A 16,493-nucleotide genomic window follows, 5' to 3' on the forward strand; every position below is an offset into this window, starting at 1 on the left:
CAGTATCCATGAACATGTCTGATCCGTATCTGTCTCGCTTTTTTGTATATTCTGACCCCAACTCCTCCAACATGATTTACAGACTCCCCCAAAGCTGGTGGAGTCGCCCCTATGAGTATGAGTGGTGTCTCCAATTTATGTCTGGGCAAGATACAGTACTGGACGCAGCATGTGGAATCCCTCATCCATTCAAATTTGAGTTGGCCCGCCGTTGCGCTGAGGTCTATGCCTGCGATCTGGATATACGGATCGTTTCCGTGGATGCCATTTTGGCCGAGGTGCGGCGGGATATCGGAGAGGAGGCTGCCGAGCGCATTCAGGAGATTTTACCAGTTCGTCTCCACTCCGCACATGCCAATCTGACGGCTCTACCCTATGAAGATGCCAGTTTTGACAAAATTGTATGTATCTCGGTACTGGAGCATTTAACGCCTGATGAATCTTTGGCAGCCTTACGTGAATTTCACCGAACTTTACGGGATGACGGAGTGCTTCTGCTTACGTTTGATTATCCTACAGTGGACTTATCAGCGATGGAGCAATGGATAGAGCAGGCAGGGTTTTCGTATTGGAATGGTGTGGATCTCAAGCTTCCACGGGGGGCTCTACACACGGATATGTGGGGCGGTCTGCATTGTTTTAGGACTGTTTTAAAAAAATATAAGAGTTAGCGGTATGCGCAATGAGGTTTACACGGACCTCTCTTATTGCTTATCATGAGAGGGGTTAGAGTTGTAAACCTACATAGGAAAGGAATGACTGATAACTACATGAACAATGCACCTGTGTTGAAGAAACCTGAGGCTATGGTATTTGATATGGACGGTACACTTTTTCAGACGGAGACGCTATTGCTTCCTGCGTACCACAAGCTGTTTGATACGCTGCGCGCCGAAGGGCTTTATGAAGGAGAGACTCCTCCCGAGGAGCTTATTTTGAATAGTTTGGGTATGTTGCTGGATGAAATCTGGAGAAGAGTGATGCCGGAAGCCAGCGAAGCGGCCCACAGAAGAGCGGACGAGCTGCTGCTTCAGCTGGAGCTGGAGGGATTGAAGAGCGGAAGTCATGCCCTGTATCCACATGTAAAAGAAACACTTCAGTCCCTTCATGAGAAAGGTGTCCGATTGTTCGTAGCCAGCAACGGGTTGGAGGATTATGTAAAAGGGATCGCTGCTGCGTATGAAATGGTTCCCATTTTTGAAGGACTGTACAGCGCTGGGGAGTACAGCACGCTTTCCAAAGTGAATTTGCTGGAAATTCTGTTGAGCAAGCACGATATTTCGAATGTATGGATGGTAGGAGATCGCTCCTCAGATGTGGAAGCAGGCAAAAAGAACGGACAGACGGTGATCGGTTGTGCTTATGCTGGATTTGGCGTGAACGATGAGTTGAAGGGGTCTGATGCAATTATTACGGACTTTACGCAACTGCTTACACTTTATAAAAACGCCGAGTAACTGTGAAACACAGGTTAATGGTTATAAATAGGCTTGACGTACCATATAAATAAAACATGCTAGCACTGTCGGGCAGACGAAAAAGAAAGGAAGGCAGCCACTTTACGCGGAGCCTTCCTTTGTCTTATTCTCAGTCTTACTCTCTGCTTTATCTTCTGTTTTATCTTCTGCTTTGTAGTCCGTCTGAGGCTTTGGATTAATTTGTGTGTGGTAGACCCACAAGGCATATTCCATGGGCTTGGCGATGGAACGGCGATAGGTATCTTTTTCTCCAATACGTGAAAATACCTCGCGGGCTGGTTTCGGGTTGACTTCCAGCACGTATATATGACCGTCCTTATTAATTGCCAAATCGAGCGCAAGCTCGCACAATGCCCCGTAGCTTTCTTCCAGATACGCAGCGATGTCCAGTCCGAGTTTTTCCCCCTGCTTGATGATTTTCTCTCTACGGCTCTCATCACGAATCCATTGCGTCAGCAATTGGTTCATCGGTACCGCCTTGCCTCCACCATGCAGGTTGGAAGTAACACTCCGATGTGCCCCAATTCGTCCGGCGCATCCGGTTAGCTCCCATACTCCTTGGCTATTTTTCTGCACCAGCATACGGTAATCATGGACCCTGCCATTCGGCAACTGCACAGGAATGCCTTCCTGAACAATGTAGTTATCCATGTTCCAGCTGCTCAGACGCGGCTCCAGACGGTCTAGACGTACCCGCTGCTGGGGAATAATATGGCGTTTGCGATTGCGGCCTTCAATCAGATACAGGCCACCTTGCTTGTTAACAGGTTCAATACGTAAAATGCCGCGGCCTCCCGTACCGTTAATCGGCTTGAGGTACACTAATGAATTCTGTTTGAGCATCCGTTTTACACTATGAAATCCATTGAACAGCTCTGTTGCAGGCAAATGGGAGCGAAAGGCAGACCTTCTTGCAAGCTGCTGATGAATGACCCACTTGTTACTCAGCGGTCGGTTTAAATATACAAGGTCTGTATATTGCAATCGAAACTGCTTCAACTGACGATATCGTTCACTGCGCTGTACCCGGCAACGGTCGAAAATCATATCTGGGAACTCTCGCCACTTTCGGCTCCATTTTCCGCTGTGTGGATCATAGATTTGGGCAAGGAGCAGCCTTCGATCCTTATGGACATCTGCAGGAGTGAATACATACATATCCAGTCCCAGTCTTTTCCCTTCTGCAATCATGCGCTCATATATGTCGCGTTCCTCCAATTGCTTCTTGTTGTTTAAATACAAGGTCATGATGCCTAGGACAGGTTTTGGCACAGCATTCCACCTTCCTCTGCCGTCTGCTTATCTTGGGATAACTCCCCGTGAAATATCAGCGTGGGTTTCCCGGTCGGTCCAGTCGTCATTTCATGCGCAACCAGTCCAGCACGGAAACAGGTTTTGAGACTGGCCATATTGTCGGCGGCTACGCTGCACGTCAGACGGCGCAGCTGTTTGAGCTGGGCGGACAGCAGTCTAGCGCCCAGTCTGCGGCCCCGGTAAAGCGGACGAACAATTACGATGCAAGCATCCTTCCCGTAATTCAGAGCGAGGGAAAATCCCGCAATCCGCAGCCCCTTCTCCGTGCGCACATATGCGCACAGGAGAGAGGAACCAGGGGTGTTCAATTGCTCCGGCGTCAAAACAGCCAACTGCCGCAGAGCATTACGAGTAATGCGCATGCCCCCTGAGCTGCGGGCCAGAAACAGTAACTGTCGTCGTCTCAGCAGCCAGCTCCGGGCAGGCAAATGTTGAACATCGCTAATTTGCGGCATGATTCCACTTCCTTGATCATGATTTCATTCGTCCGGCCAAAAAGGAGCTGTACTGGAATATGCGTCTAAGCGACTTTTGGCGGATTTCCGGCTCGTCAAATTTCATCGGTTTGGCATTGGCCTCAAAAAACCAGAGGGTTCCGAGTGTATCCACGCCCAAATCCATGGACATTTCGCCATGAGAAAGACCGGATGCGCGTTCAATTTGACGTGCAATCTGTATGGCCGTACTTTTAACTTTGTTCAGTAGATCCGTGCTGTCCTCAGGCCCAAACAGTGAGGACAGTAGCTTGAACGGGTCCTCTACACTCCCGCCACGCGGGACATGTGTGGTAATGCTCCCTTTACCCGCCAGTCTGGCACCGACCCCGGTTATACTCCAGGAGCCACGGATATTTTTTTGTACCAGGATACGCAGGTCGAAGGGTTTTTTCTGATAGGTTGCCAGATCGATGCCCTGTTGAATGATATAAGGCGAGTTGCCCGCTTCCCGGCGGATACGTCCCCACAGCCGGGATAGCGATACAGATCTGTAGGTTACACTTTTTTTGTCATGCTGAATGGTCAGTCTGTAAGCCATTAGATGTTCTGGGCGGAATTTAAGAATCATAATCCCTTTTCCGGCCTTACCGTTTTCCGGTTTGAGATACAGGTATGGATACGCAGACAGCATTTTTCCTAAGGAAGACAGGTTGCTTAACCGTTTGGTTGCCGGAACAAGCTGACGAGTGGTTTCCGAGGTACGCAACCACTTGAACAGTTCCCATTTGTTAAAAAAGCCTGGATTGTACAGCTCAATGTCTGAAGCATGTGAAATTTCATCCAACTTTGTGCGCACAGAGGTTTTAAGTTCATAATTACGATTGGGGATGCGATTATAAATGACCTGTGGAGGTGGAAAATTCTGTTCCTCCCACGTCTGTAAACTCTTGTTGAAAACGTAGCCCTTAACCGTTTCGTCTGCCAGTTTCAGGTCCCTGACGGTAACAATGTACACCTGATAGCCCATCCGTGTTCCCGTTTCAAGAATATCCCTGAAATTGCGCTGATTGCCCTTGAAGAATTGTTCTTCGTCGTGCACTGTCAATACAGCAACGACTGGCTTATGCTCCGCCCGGGTATTCATAGTTCCTCTTTTCTGCGGAATTTACTGAGGTAAAGACAGTGGTCCAAAATATGCTCCACGGATGCTTTACCCTCCGCACGCAACGATGGATGCTGAAAAATGGATCGGCCTGGCTTGGAGTTGGCTTCAAACATCCATACCTTTTCATCCTGATCAATACCCAGATCAAAGCCGATTTCACCCAGTAGATGCTGGTGATGGTATTCAATGGCTTCTGCGAGCGTAACTGCTACGTTCTTGGCACGCTGGAGCACTTCACCCGCCCGGTCTCCGAATACCCGGTTTAACGCCTGTTCAGGTGTCATAAGGGAGCCACCGTTTTTGATGTGGGTCGTGACACTGCCGCGTCCGGCTTTTTTGGCTCCAATGCCGACGACGACCCATTGATTATTCCCATTTTTATGCATGTGAAATCGGAAATCAATCGGGCAATTGTCAATCTCGATCAGCTGGATACCCTGTTGAATGACGTAACCCTTTAACATCTGTCCCTGATTGGAGTGAAGCATCCTGAGCATGGAGTTAAAAGAGGCGAATTTTAGCAATACATTGCTATTTTTCTTACGGTACCTCACAAAATAGCCTTGCTTGGGAACATGGGACAGACGGTAGATTCCTTTGCCTAGGCTGCCTCCACTTGGCTTGTAATAAGCAAATTGATGTCGCTCCAACATACCTCGGATACGTTCAGAGCTGGGATTCATATATGATTCAGGGACATAGCGGTTAACATCTGGATTATTTTCCAGCAGATTATAGATATCGGACTTATTGAAAAAGCTCCAGTTAAAGAAGGGAATTCGTTTGCGGGAAAAGCGTTCGCGTAGTTGATTGATCGCCGGGGAAAAATCAGAGCGTCGGCTCGGCAAACGATTATAAATTACGTCCGGCAGAGGTACAAGTTTACGTGTGAATTCCCCGCTGGAAGACAGAAAATAGCCGTTAATCGTATCATTTTGCCAGTTAATATCCCGAGGGGTGAAGGCAAAAATATAAGATTTTTTGCTGCCTTCCTTCAGCAATTGCTTAATAAAGCCTGTGCGTGATCCGAAAGGGCGAGTGGTGGAGTTGGTACCGTCAGACAGCACGCCAATCAACGGCCCTAGCTGTATATCCCCATCCAGATTTCGCAAATAGATGGCCCCGCTTTTGGGAACACGGATTGCATTACGTAAGCCGGAGGTCAAGTATAGATGGCGTCCCGCCTTCTGAATGGGTTTTACTGTAGCGGGAATCTGATCCTTACCGAGCCGCAGACGTACGGACTTGGCTCCGGATAATTTAAGGCTTTTCAACAAGGAAGTGGATATATACGCCACCTTGTCGGGCTGCTGTGAGAAATGCACATTGCAATGCGTTAAACTCATCTGTTTATCCTCCTATACCGTATGTTCAAGGGAGGCGCCCGCGCCCTTTGGCCCTGTCGCTTTGGAATGGGTCATTAAATATCGAGCATATTCGAGCGGGCGGTTGACCGACTGGAAAGCGCACTCTGGCTGACGGGTCTGAAAAAAGGAGGCCCGGCCAGGTCGGGAATTAACCTCCAATAGCCAGATGTTCCCGCTCCGGTCAATACCGTAATCAATTCCCAACTCGCCAAGGCGGCCATAACGTTCCTCCAGCGCCCTGGTAATGGTCAAGGACAGCGCCATCATCTGCCCGATGATGAGACGCGTGGTGTCCGCGCCAAATTGTTCACGAAGGTAAGGCTCAGCTGGATGGGCTTCGCCCCCACCGTGAAGATTAGAAGTCAGAGTTCCTTGTCTGCCTTCTCTTACGGCAAAGCCCGTCAGGCGCCAATAGCCGTTGCCATCCTTTTGCATGAGTGCGCGAACATCAAAGGGATGATTGCTTTGGCTTGTTAATTTTAAATAAGGCTGCACGATATAAGCGCGTTTGTGTGCAATTCCGTGGACCCATGACAATCCTGCATCCAATTCGGAAAACAAGCGCCGGAACGGGCGGTTACGGGAGTCTCTACCCTGTACAAGTAGTCCCTGGCCTCCTTCTGCCAGCCGGAGATACAGTGTGCTCTTGCCATGTGTTCCGGTCTGTGGCTTCATAAACAGCTCCGAATGGCGTCGTAGCCATTCCACAAGCTGGATCGTGTCCCGGTATGGCGCCGTAGGCGGCACAAAGGGACGCACTTTATCTACCGTATGCAAAGCGCGATACACCTGCCATTTGCCAGGTAAGTTACGCGACCAGTAGATGAGCTTGCGCGATTTTTGCTCCGCCATATCTTCCAGTGTGCGCCTGACATTCTGGCTCTCGTGAGCATGGAGACAGCGGTTATACACAATATCCGGCAACGGAAAGCGGCCGGATGTCCATACTCCTTTACGGTAAACATAACCTCGTATGGAGTGATCTTCAAATGAAACTCCTTCGGCGGTAAACGCCATTACGCTAAGACCAGAGCGCCTGCCCAACAGACTTAGCCTGCGGCAAAAATCGGCTTCAGTAATAGGGGGAGTGGCAGCCTGATTCCGGCTAACAAGCACGCCCAGCGTGCCTGGCACAACAAGAGACACCGACAACAGCTCCTTTGACAGCCAGACTCTGGAAGAGGTGAATTCATTTGAAGCCGGCTGAATAACAGCAGTATTCAATCATTTTTTTTACGGACGGGCGAGTTTTCTGATCATTTAACGGCGTGTTGTCATTCTTCGATGGCTTCGAATTGACCTCCAGCAACCAGATGCGCCCCGTGCTGTCTATTGCCAGATCTATACCAAATTCTGCGAAATGGGCGGGAATCGCTTTTTCTACTCCGCTTGCGATATCCAGTGCTGCTGTTTTGAGAGAGGTATGCCCATTCGATTTAACGGTTGCGGGCAGCGTGGTTTTGGCAAGTGCTTCCTTGACTGTACTCAGCGTGCCGCCTCTTGCCAGATTGGACACAAAGTGGCTGCCTCCGGCGATCCGGGCGACAATGGATGTTACGGTCCAAGTCCCGGACGAATTTTTCTGTACAAGCGCACGAAAGTCGACCGGACGCTTACCGTGATCAATCAAGGTAAGTCCCTGTTGGAGTTGAAAGCGTGTTGTTTTCATTTTTCCCGCTAAGCTTTTGTACAGTTTATCGACGTTGGCATACATTTGCTTGCGGGGTGTGCCCGCTGTTGTGGATAGCACCGAAAAGGTACCATCCGTTTGTTTGTTAATGCGCATTATGCCTTTACCTAGGCTTCCGCGCACTGGCTTGAGAAAAACAGCGGGATACTGGTTGCACATTTTTTTGAAAACAGCAAAGGTTTGCAGCAAGTGGGACTCGGGTAAATACTTGCGCAGGGAAGAATTTGATTTAAGCGCATCAAATACTTCATTTTTATCCAGAAACTTTTCGTTAAAAATGGTTGTGCCGTACTGCGATTTTACTTCTTTCATGAAATGCTGTACGCTAGTTCTGTTCTCGAGTTTACGGGAGGTAAGACGATTATTGACGACATCGCCGGCGGGCATGACCGTCTTTTTCCAGCCTCCGTCATACACCCATCCCTGAACTCGCCCGGGCTGACTTCCGATATGCTCCGGGGTGAAAAAATACACATATGCTCCTTGTCTGCGGCATTCCCCGACTAGTTCACGGCAGAACAGGGTGATCGGCCCGAAAGGCTTGTCGGGCTGTTCGGGATAGTCCCGACTGACCAGCACGCTAATAAGTGGGCCCACTCGAAGTGTCCGGCGACCTCGGCTGTAGGTTACTCGCAGATCACAATTGGCATGAAGCCCCATTTTTCGGGCTAGCACGCTTCCCACACGTAGGCCGCTGTAGCGGGGCACCGATATGACGGTAACCTCTTGGCGGAACGAACCGAAGGCGAGCTGAACGGGGTGGCCAGCGGATATTTTCCATTTGCGAAGCAGGGACTCGCCGACCATGAGTACGTCATCCTGCAAGATGCCCGATCCGATGATTTGAATCGTTGTTTTTTTGATGGACATCGTGGATCTCCTTCCGGGCAGCAACTTGATGTCTTGAAAGTAACGGGAAACGTGAATGGGCTGTAATAGCACTGATTCATCATATGAGGACATATATCCCTTGGTGATTGACGGACAATGTGAAATGTTGACACTAAACTTGTATTGGAGGAATAAACAATCATGAACATCTATGACAAAGCCCATGATTTAGCGAAAGCATTGAAGGAAAGCAAAGAGGTAGAGGAAATTACGTCAGCGATGAAGCTGATCGAAACCGATCCAGAAGCTAAGAAAATGCTCGACGATTTCCGTGAACGCCAAATGGAAGTACAGCAACGCATGATGAGCGGCGATATGCCAGCACAGGAAGAGATGGAAAAGATGGAGAAGCTGTTTGAGGTACTTAGCTTGAACCTCAACATCCGTCGTCTGTTCGACGCTGAACGTCGCCTGAGCGTGATTATTGAGGACGTTAACAAAATTATTGCAGACAGCCTTCAACATTTGTACGGTTCATCTCTGTAAGTTTGTCTCATATTCCTTCCTGTCCTCTCATAGACTAGATACATAGAGTCACAGGGAGAGGAAGGGATACGATTGGGTTCTTTCAAAAAATGGAAACACGGTTTGTACACACTCATTGCATTGGCTATGGTTTTGATCGCGTTACCACGCATCTCGCTTGCAGGCGGTTTGAACTGGGTCAACGGCTTTGGAATGGTATGGGTACTTTTTGCGCTGCTAGTCATCGGAGCAAACATGCATTTTTTGCTGGGTGTGGATGAGGAAAAGCGCAAAACGCTGGAGCGTGTGCGACGGGCCAAAATGCAGCAGTGGCAGATGAGATGGGATAAAAAAGCTGACAAAGGCAGCATGTAGTGAGTTTTTTCAGCTTGTCCTGGGCTTGTCTCCCAGATGACAAATCAATCATAGTAAGAAGCGATCCCTTGTAAAAGAGGGGATCGCTTTTTTTGCTATTTGCAAAGCGGAGAAGTCAAAATGAACAAGGGTCTAAAATATAGGGATATTGTGCTATAATAGATACAGAATGATACAGATTGAACGTTGGGGGTGTAACAGAGTTGGACGGGCTAGATGAAACAGTTACGAAGCATGAGCAGCTATTGCGACATATCGAGCAGTTGAAAATAGGCTCCAAAATTTCTGTGCGCAGGTTGGCTAAAGAAATGAGTGTCAGCGAAGGAACGGCCTATCGGGCCGTGAAAGAAGCCGAGAACCTGGGAATCGTCATTACCAAGGAACGGATCGGAACAGTACGAGTGGAGAAGCGACCGCGCGGCTTGTCCGAGCAGCTGACCTTTGCAGATGTCGTAAATATTGTAGAGGGACATGTGCTGGGCGGAAGTGAGGGGCTGGAGAAGCCCTTGCACAAGTATGTGATCGGAGCGATGCGCGAGGAAGCTATGGCCCGTTATATTGACGCAGGTAGTTTGCTAATCGTAGGTAACCGTGAGGATGCGCATTCACTTGCATTGGAGCAGGGGGCCGGTGTGCTGATTACAGGGGGCTTCGGTACGAGCCGAGAGGTTAAGCAGCTCGCAGATCAGATTAGTCTGCCGATTATTTCCTCACGCCATGATACTTTTACAGTGGCATCTATGATTAATAGAGCCATATTTGACCGCTTGATCAAAAAGAAAATTATGCTGATTGAAGACATTGCGGCAGGCAAACCGAAAACGTTGACCTTGAAAATCAACAGCACGCTTACCGAGTTTGAAGAACTTTCGGTGACGACCGGACATCATCATTTTGCAATAGTGGATGAATGGAATCGTTTAATTGGTATCGTCAGCCGCAAAGATGTGGAGGGGCTTCTACCTGAGCATACGATGGATAAATGTCTGATCCGCAATCCGATAACGGTCACCTACCAGACCTCGCTGGCTTCTGCCGCGCAAATGATGGCGTGGGAAGGTGTAGATTATTTGCCGGTCGTGGACCGTAACCGCAAGCTGCTTGGGTCCGTTACACGGCGTGAGGTGCTGGAGGCGCTGCGTAACGCCCAAAAGCAGCCACAACTTGGCGAGACGTTCGACCAGTTGATCTGGAACGGATTTGCTGAAGAGCGTAATGAGGACGGATCGTTATTTTTTCGCGGTTTTATTATTCCACAGATGGCGACCAATTTAGGTACGATCTCGGAAGGCGTACTAGTCAACGTGATGACACAAGCGGGCTACCGGGTAGCTAGAGACATGACCGGCAAGGATTATGTGCTGGACAATTTGACGACTTATTTTATTAGACCCGTACAGATAGAGGATGCTGTCGTTCTTCGTCCGTTGCTGCTCGAGCTGAGTCGCCGCACCTGCAAGCTAGAAATTGCAATTTCACGGGAAAACCATTTGGTATGCAAAGCAGTGATGACACTTCAATCCATTGAACATGGTTAGTCTACCTATGGATCAGAGCAGGGTGTGAAGTCGAATAGATCGACTTAGTGGCTTTCAGGCAGTCTTTCTTTTGCTTCCAGCCAAATTTGCAGCACCCCTTCCATTACAAGCATCGTTTTGACCTGGATCGTATACTCCTTGTCACGAACGGTGTATTTTTTTTGGTGCAGCAACATACGTACCAGCTTGCTGTCAGAGTCAATTTCGAACATGTCTCTGCCCCGCAGCACCTCCAGATCACGACTGACACGGCGAAGAAGTTCCTTCAGGTTGATAGAATCAATTTTTTCGGCCGAAGCTTCCTCCGCGATCAGCTTGATTTCTTTGACAACGGTTTGGCGCTTGCTGTATTTGCGCAATGTTTTGTTGTCTTCCTCGGCTTGCTGGAGCTGGAATTGAAGATCCTGGTTGTTCGTCCACAGCTGATTGAAGCTGGCATGCCAGATGGCATTGTAGATCATTCCTCCCGTAATCATACCGAGTACAAAGACAGAGGATAATTGCATAAAAGGGCGCAGGCGCTCAAAAGGGGGGACTCTCATAGTCGTTTCACCTCACGGTCGTCCGTTGCCGCATACCCACTTGACCAGCTCTGCACCCATATGAGCGCCTAAAAAGGCGAAAATCAAATACAATATCTGCTTAATGGCAGGTGACAAATTACCATCCAACATATTGCTTTCAATGACCCGGATCGGGTCCATCGTTCCCCCCACAGCGGCGGCAAGCGCCCATATTTTAATTCTTCCGGCAACCTCCAGCATCGTCTGGGTTGGCGGCTGAAGCGATACCACAGCTCCCATTCCGCCGAGCATGGCTCCCCCGAGCACGATGCCGAAGGCAATGAAGAAGTCGAGAATCGCTTTGGATATAAAAGTGCTCATGCTCTTTTCCTCCTTAGGTATACGAATCAGGACCGCGCTTGTCCGCCGAGGTCTGTACTTTTATTCTATGGGCGCTACTAACGCGGATATGATAAAATAGTTTGAAGAAAATCAAGCGGTGAAAGGAAGAGAAGCGCATGAGTTCATTTGTGCATTTGCATGTTCATAGCGAGTACAGCCTGCTGGACGGCGCGGCTCGTACCGCGGAGTTGGTCAAACAGGCATCAGCTTACGGAATGAAGGCGCTGGCCCTTACAGACCACGGGGTTATGTACGGTGCCATTCCTTTTTATAGAGCGTGTGTAGAGAACGGCATTAAGCCGATTATCGGGTGTGAGGCCTATATGACGGCAGGATCGCGTAAGGAGCGTGGCAGCCGGAAGGATCAGCCCATATATCATTTGATTTTGCTCGCCAAAAATAAAACAGGCTATCAAAATCTGATGAAGTTGTGCTCCATCGGCCATTTGGAGGGCTTTCACTACAAGCCGCGCATCGACATGGAGGCTTTGGCTGCCCATCATGAAGGCATCATATGCCTGAGCGCTTGTTTGGGCGGTGAAGTGCCGCAGCATTTACTGCATGGTCGGGAAGCCGAAGCACGACGAGCAGCGGAACGGTATCGTAACATTTTTGGCGATGATTTTTATCTGGAACTTCAGGACCATGGTCTTTCGGAGCAAAAACGTGTAAATCCTCTCTTGATCGCACTGGCGAAGGAACTGAGTATTCCACTGGTGGCGACGAATGACGTGCATTACTTGACTGAGCCAGATGCGGACGTGCAAGACGTTCTGATCTGTATCGGGACAGGGAAGACAGTTGACGATGAGGAACGCTTGCGTATACCAACACGTCAGTTGTATCTGAAAAGTCAGGAGGATATGGCTCGTTTATTCCCGCATGTGGCAGAAGCCATCGCCAACACGGTGCGTATTGCTGAAAAATGCGAACTAGAGCTGGAATTCGGTCAATCCATTTTGCCTGAATATCGCCCGCTGCCGGAAGGAATGACCTCTTCGTCCTATTTACGCAATCTGTGCGTGCAAGGGCTGGAGCGTCGCTATGGAAGCGATCCCGGATGGGAGCAACTGGAGGAACGGGAAAGGCTGAACCAACGGCTAAACTATGAGTTGAATACCATTGATAGTATGGGTTTCAGCGATTATTTCCTGATTGTATGGGATTTTATTGCCTTCGCTCATAAGCATAAGATTGCAACGGGACCGGGGCGGGGTTCCTCAGCAGGCAGTTTGGTTGCCTATGTGCTTAACATCACGAATGTCGATCCGATAAAATACAACCTGTTCTTTGAACGGTTTCTAAATCCCGAACGAATCAGTATGCCGGATATAGATATTGATTTTAGTGATGAACGGCGTGACGAGGTTATCGACTATGTAGTGCAGAAATACGGAAATGAGCATGTAGCGCAAATTATTACCTTTGGAACGTTGGCGGCAAGAGCCGCTGTTCGTGATGTCGGTCGCGCATTGAACGTACCGTATGGCGAGGTGGACAAGGCAGCCAAGCTGATTCCGGCGCAGTTAGGCATTAATATCCGTCATGCGCTGGAAATCACCCCGGAGCTAAAAACGCTATATGAAACGAAGCCCAAGACACGTGAACTGCTGGATATGGCGATCAAGGTTGAAGGAATGCCTCGTCATGCTTCAACACATGCAGCAGGTGTTGTCATTTCGCGGACTCCATTGACCGATGCGGTTCCGCTTCAAGAGGGGAGCGAAGGGGTTCCTTTGACGCAGTACTCGATGGAAAATCTAGAGCGCATTGGTTTGCTTAAAATGGATTTCCTTGGGCTGCGTACGCTCTCCATTATTGAACGGTGCATACACTGGATTGCGGAAGAGCATGGAGAAACGCCTGATTTTAATCGTATTCCCGATAACGATCCGCATACCTATGACTTGCTGGGCAAAGGAGATACAGGAGGCGTATTCCAGCTGGAGTCGGCCGGTGTACGCCGGGTACTCAAGGATTTGAAGCCGAGTGTATTCGAGGATATCATTTCTGTCTTGGCTTTGTATCGTCCGGGCCCGATGGGCTTTATTCCTAACTTTATACAGGCCAAGCATGGTCAGATTGAGATTTCTTATCCGCATCCTGACCTGGAACCGATCTTAAAGGATACGTACGGTATTATTGTGTATCAGGAGCAAATCATGCAGATTGCTTCACGCATGGCGGGCTTTTCCCTGGGAGAAGCCGATCTGTTGCGCCGGGCTGTGTCCAAGAAAAAGCGCGAAGTGTTGGATCTGGAGCGCGGGCATTTTGTCGAAGGCAGTATCAAACAGGGATACACGGAGGAGGAGGCCGGAAGGGTTTACGATATGATTGTCCGTTTTGCTGACTACGGCTTCCCGCGTGCCCATGCAGCTGCTTATGGTGTGCTAGCATTTCAAACGGCTTATCTAAAGGCCCATTATCCGGTACAATTCATGGCTTCAATGCTGACAGCGGTGATGGGAAGTCATCGGAAAGTGGCTGAATATGTCGTCGAATGCCGTCGTATGGATATCGCAGTGTTGCCGCCTGATGTGAATGAGAGCGGGGTGTTGTTTACTCCTTTACAGCAGGGAGGCATCCGCTTCGGCCTGGCTGCGATTAAAAATGTCGGCACACAGGCGATGGAGAGCATTCTCGCTGTTCGCAAGGAACGGCCTTTCGACAGCCTGCTCGATTTTTGTCGACGTGTCGATTTGCGGGTATGTAATAAGAGAGTGATTGAATCGCTTATTCAGGCAGGAGCCTTTGATTCATTAACGGGTCATCGGGCACAGTTGCTTGCCATGCTGGATGAAACGGTGGATGCAGCCGTCAAGTGGCGCAAGGAACGGGATGACTTGCAAATTGATATGTTTGGTTTTGTGGAAATGCCCAATTGGGATATCGAATATCCCAATGTACCCAAATTCAGTGCCAGTCAGCAGTTAGAGCTGGAACGCGAATTGCTGGGACTGTATTTATCGGGGCATCCGTTGGATGATTTTGAGTCGCTGTTGGAAAGCAGCGAGGCGGATCGTTTGATGGAGCTGGGCGATGTGCCAGATGAAACGGTTGTTGTGACCGCAGGCATGGTAGTGTCACTCAAAACGATTACGACCAAGCAGGGTAAGGCCATGGCCTTCATTGAGCTGGAGGATCAGATTGAGCGCTGTGAGGTTGTGCTGTTTCCTGAGGTATGGAAGCGAAGCCAGCAGTGGATTGAAAAGGGAGCTTTGCTTACGCTTCGAGCCAAGATGCAGCAGCAGGACGAGCACTTCAAGCTCCTTGCGGATGAGACCGCCCCGCTGGCAGAAGACTCGCTGGCCCGGCTCCTCCAGCGCCGACGTGCCAGTACGCGCTCGTCCGCCGCTGGAACATCCGTGCCAGCTGCTGGCTCTGCTGCTGGCGGCCCGGGCGGGAGAGCGTCGCGCGTGTCGCCCCCGCCTTCGGCAGCCACTTCATCTGCTTCGCCTCAGCCGAAGGCGGCCCGTCCCGTGCTGGCTGCTTCACCGCGCGGAGCCGAAGCGGCTCGCGGTGAGCAGGTACCGCTCCCGCGCAGCTCGGAGTCGACCGCCCGTCAGCGGGTGTTTGTCAAAATCACCCGCCAGGCCGAGGAGGACGCCAGCTTGCTGGTCAGTCTCAAGGCACTGCTACAGGAGCATCCCGGTGCTATGCCTACCGTACTTTTTTATGAGAGCAACCAGCGTCTGCTGGCTTTGAGCGATGCTTACAGCATTAAGCCTTCTCCTCAGCTTTTTGATCAAATGGAGTCGATGTTGGGTGAAGGTACGGTGAAAGTCAAATGATAGGCACACAGCAAACCGCCCTTATTGTAACGGTTTAATGAACATTTTTCTTCCTTCCCGCATACACTTGGAAAACTGGCGGAACAGGAGATTCAACACGTCTCCTGCACCATAAGGTCCCGTACGGTGAAAGAATAGAACTGCACGGTGAAAGCGGGAGGGAAATTATGTCCTATGAATATGCAGAAACTTTGTTAAATCGCAGAGGCATTCGTATCGAGTCCATTGCGGACATTGTTTTTCAGCTTCAGCTAAAATATTATCCTCATTTGACGATGGAAGAATGTATAGACAGTGTCAAAGCGGTTTTGCAAAAGCGTGAGGTTCAATATACGTTGCTCACAGGTATTGCGCTCGATGAGCTGGCCGAAAAAAAACTTCTCCCCCAGCCATTGCAAGCCATTATGGAGGCTGACGAACCGCTGTACGGAGTGGACGAGACACTGGCTCTTGGAATTACGAGTGTGTACGGCATGATCGGCTTAACCAGTTTTGGTTATCTGGATAAGGAAAAGACGGGGATTATTGAACAGCTGAACCAAAAAGGCAGTGGTATTCATGTGTTTTTAGACGATCTTGTCGCCGGACTAGCTGCCGCTGCTTCTTCGCGCATTGCACACCGGAGCCTCCATGCCAAGCATTATCCTGCATCATTGGACGCTTAATTGACCTGTGTAGACAGAGTTGATGATTTTCTAGGCCCTCCGACGGAACTTGAATGATCAGGAGGGCTTTTGTTGCGGGAAAAAAGTAAGGTATGTTATCATGAGTCTATTATATGGGCTCAAAACTTGAGGCTTAGGGGGTAGAAACAAGGCATGTGGACGGTGATTTATATTGCACCGACGGCCAGACTGGCTGACATGATTAAGCTCAAACTGTCTGAAGAAGGTTTTATGGTGCAGGCCCGGGCCATCAGTGCGTCCAAGCAACAGTTTGAGATACTTGTGCCTTCGGGTGAAGTCGAAGAAATTCAGGAAGTGCTTAATTCGATTTTGCGCCCTTGAGTCCGGAACGGCGGAAATGATACAGCAGCATGAGTGGAACAAAGGATGCACGATCGGCGGTAATGTTTTA

Annotated in this window: 16 protein-coding genes; 8 read left to right on the top strand and 8 right to left on the bottom strand. The window is 49.6% G+C overall.

Annotation, left to right across the window (positions count from 1 at the left end; translation table 11 throughout):
- Positions 1-8 precede the first annotated feature (8 nt).
- Both NLX74_RS01675 and NLX74_RS01680 read left to right on the top strand, forming a co-directional pair.
- Positions 9-671, top strand: a complete 663-nt coding sequence (locus NLX74_RS01675) for a class I SAM-dependent methyltransferase (protein ID WP_254327774.1) — start codon at positions 9-11, stop codon at positions 669-671.
- 84 nt (positions 672-755) lie between these two features.
- Entirely contained in the window at positions 756-1,457 is a 702-nt protein-coding gene (locus NLX74_RS01680) for an HAD family hydrolase (RefSeq protein ID WP_235307959.1), read from the top strand.
- 102 nt (positions 1,458-1,559) lie between these two features.
- On the opposite strand, the gene NLX74_RS01685 is transcribed toward NLX74_RS01680, so the two are convergent.
- From NLX74_RS01685 to NLX74_RS01710, 6 genes are read right to left on the bottom strand one after another with little or no spacing between them, the layout of a single operon-like run.
- On the bottom strand, positions 1,560-2,750 hold the full coding sequence (locus tag NLX74_RS01685) for a YheC/YheD family endospore coat-associated protein (protein ID WP_254327775.1): 1,191 nt from the start codon (positions 2,748-2,750) through the stop codon (positions 1,560-1,562).
- Positions 2,732-3,247: a GNAT family protein gene (locus NLX74_RS01690; protein ID WP_061831701.1), complete on the bottom strand. Its 516-nt coding sequence runs from the start codon at positions 3,245-3,247 to the stop codon at positions 2,732-2,734. Before NLX74_RS01690 ends, NLX74_RS01685 begins: the two co-directional genes overlap by 19 nt.
- Before the next feature lie 16 nt (positions 3,248-3,263).
- Positions 3,264-4,373: a YheC/YheD family endospore coat-associated protein gene (locus NLX74_RS01695; RefSeq protein WP_235307961.1), complete on the bottom strand. Its 1,110-nt coding sequence runs from the start codon at positions 4,371-4,373 to the stop codon at positions 3,264-3,266.
- Positions 4,370-5,740, bottom strand: a complete 1,371-nt coding sequence (locus NLX74_RS01700; protein ID WP_254327776.1) for a YheC/YheD family endospore coat-associated protein — start codon at positions 5,738-5,740, stop codon at positions 4,370-4,372. The genes NLX74_RS01695 and NLX74_RS01700 overlap by 4 nt, the downstream gene beginning before the upstream one ends.
- A 12-nt stretch (positions 5,741-5,752) precedes the next feature.
- A complete protein-coding gene (locus tag NLX74_RS01705) occupies positions 5,753-6,907 on the bottom strand; it encodes a YheC/YheD family endospore coat-associated protein (protein ID WP_254327777.1) in 1,155 nt (384 codons plus the stop codon).
- A gap of 43 nt (positions 6,908-6,950) precedes the next feature.
- Positions 6,951-8,321 carry a YheC/YheD family endospore coat-associated protein gene (locus tag NLX74_RS01710; protein WP_254327778.1) on the bottom strand — a complete coding sequence of 457 codons (1,371 nt, stop codon included), beginning with the start codon at positions 8,319-8,321 and terminating at the stop codon, positions 6,951-6,953.
- A 162-nt stretch (positions 8,322-8,483) separates the two neighbouring features.
- Here NLX74_RS01710 and NLX74_RS01715 point away from each other — a divergent pair, with 162 nt between their 5' ends.
- The 3 genes from NLX74_RS01715 to NLX74_RS01725 all read left to right on the top strand — a co-directional run bounded on the left by NLX74_RS01715 (position 8,484) and on the right by NLX74_RS01725 (position 10,720).
- A complete protein-coding gene (locus tag NLX74_RS01715) occupies positions 8,484-8,828 on the top strand; it encodes a YlbF/YmcA family competence regulator (RefSeq protein ID WP_025685398.1) in 345 nt (114 codons plus the stop codon).
- 72 nt (positions 8,829-8,900) lie between these two features.
- A complete protein-coding gene (locus NLX74_RS01720) occupies positions 8,901-9,182 on the top strand; it encodes a hypothetical protein (protein WP_254327779.1) in 282 nt (93 codons plus the stop codon).
- A gap of 203 nt (positions 9,183-9,385) precedes the next feature.
- Positions 9,386-10,720 carry a DRTGG domain-containing protein gene (locus NLX74_RS01725; protein WP_250267953.1) on the top strand — a complete coding sequence of 445 codons (1,335 nt, stop codon included), beginning with the start codon at positions 9,386-9,388 and terminating at the stop codon, positions 10,718-10,720.
- Positions 10,721-10,764: 44 nt separating this feature from the next.
- On the opposite strand, the gene NLX74_RS01730 is transcribed toward NLX74_RS01725, so the two are convergent.
- Complete coding sequence (locus NLX74_RS01730) at positions 10,765-11,262, bottom strand: sporulation membrane protein YtrI (protein WP_061831708.1); 498 nt, start codon at positions 11,260-11,262, stop codon at positions 10,765-10,767.
- Positions 11,263-11,274: 12 nt separating this feature from the next.
- Entirely contained in the window at positions 11,275-11,604 is a 330-nt protein-coding gene (locus tag NLX74_RS01735; protein ID WP_013309582.1) for a YtrH family sporulation protein, read from the bottom strand.
- Between the two features lie 137 nt (positions 11,605-11,741).
- Between NLX74_RS01735 and NLX74_RS01740 the strand changes: the two genes are divergently transcribed.
- From NLX74_RS01740 to NLX74_RS01750, 3 genes are all read left to right on the top strand, one after another.
- Positions 11,742-15,416, top strand: coding sequence for a DNA polymerase III subunit alpha (locus NLX74_RS01740; protein ID WP_254327780.1), 3,675 nt, complete (start codon positions 11,742-11,744; stop codon positions 15,414-15,416).
- A 167-nt stretch (positions 15,417-15,583) separates the two neighbouring features.
- On the top strand, positions 15,584-16,081 hold the full coding sequence (locus NLX74_RS01745; RefSeq protein ID WP_023987905.1) for a phosphatidylglycerophosphatase A family protein: 498 nt from the start codon (positions 15,584-15,586) through the stop codon (positions 16,079-16,081).
- A 153-nt stretch (positions 16,082-16,234) separates the two neighbouring features.
- Complete coding sequence (locus NLX74_RS01750) at positions 16,235-16,423, top strand: hypothetical protein (RefSeq protein ID WP_013309585.1); 189 nt, start codon at positions 16,235-16,237, stop codon at positions 16,421-16,423.
- The last annotated feature ends 70 nt before the right edge of the window (positions 16,424-16,493 follow it).

The organism is Paenibacillus sp. MZ03-122A (assembly GCF_024213325.1).
Classification (GTDB): domain Bacteria; phylum Bacillota; class Bacilli; order Paenibacillales; family Paenibacillaceae; genus Paenibacillus; species Paenibacillus polymyxa_B.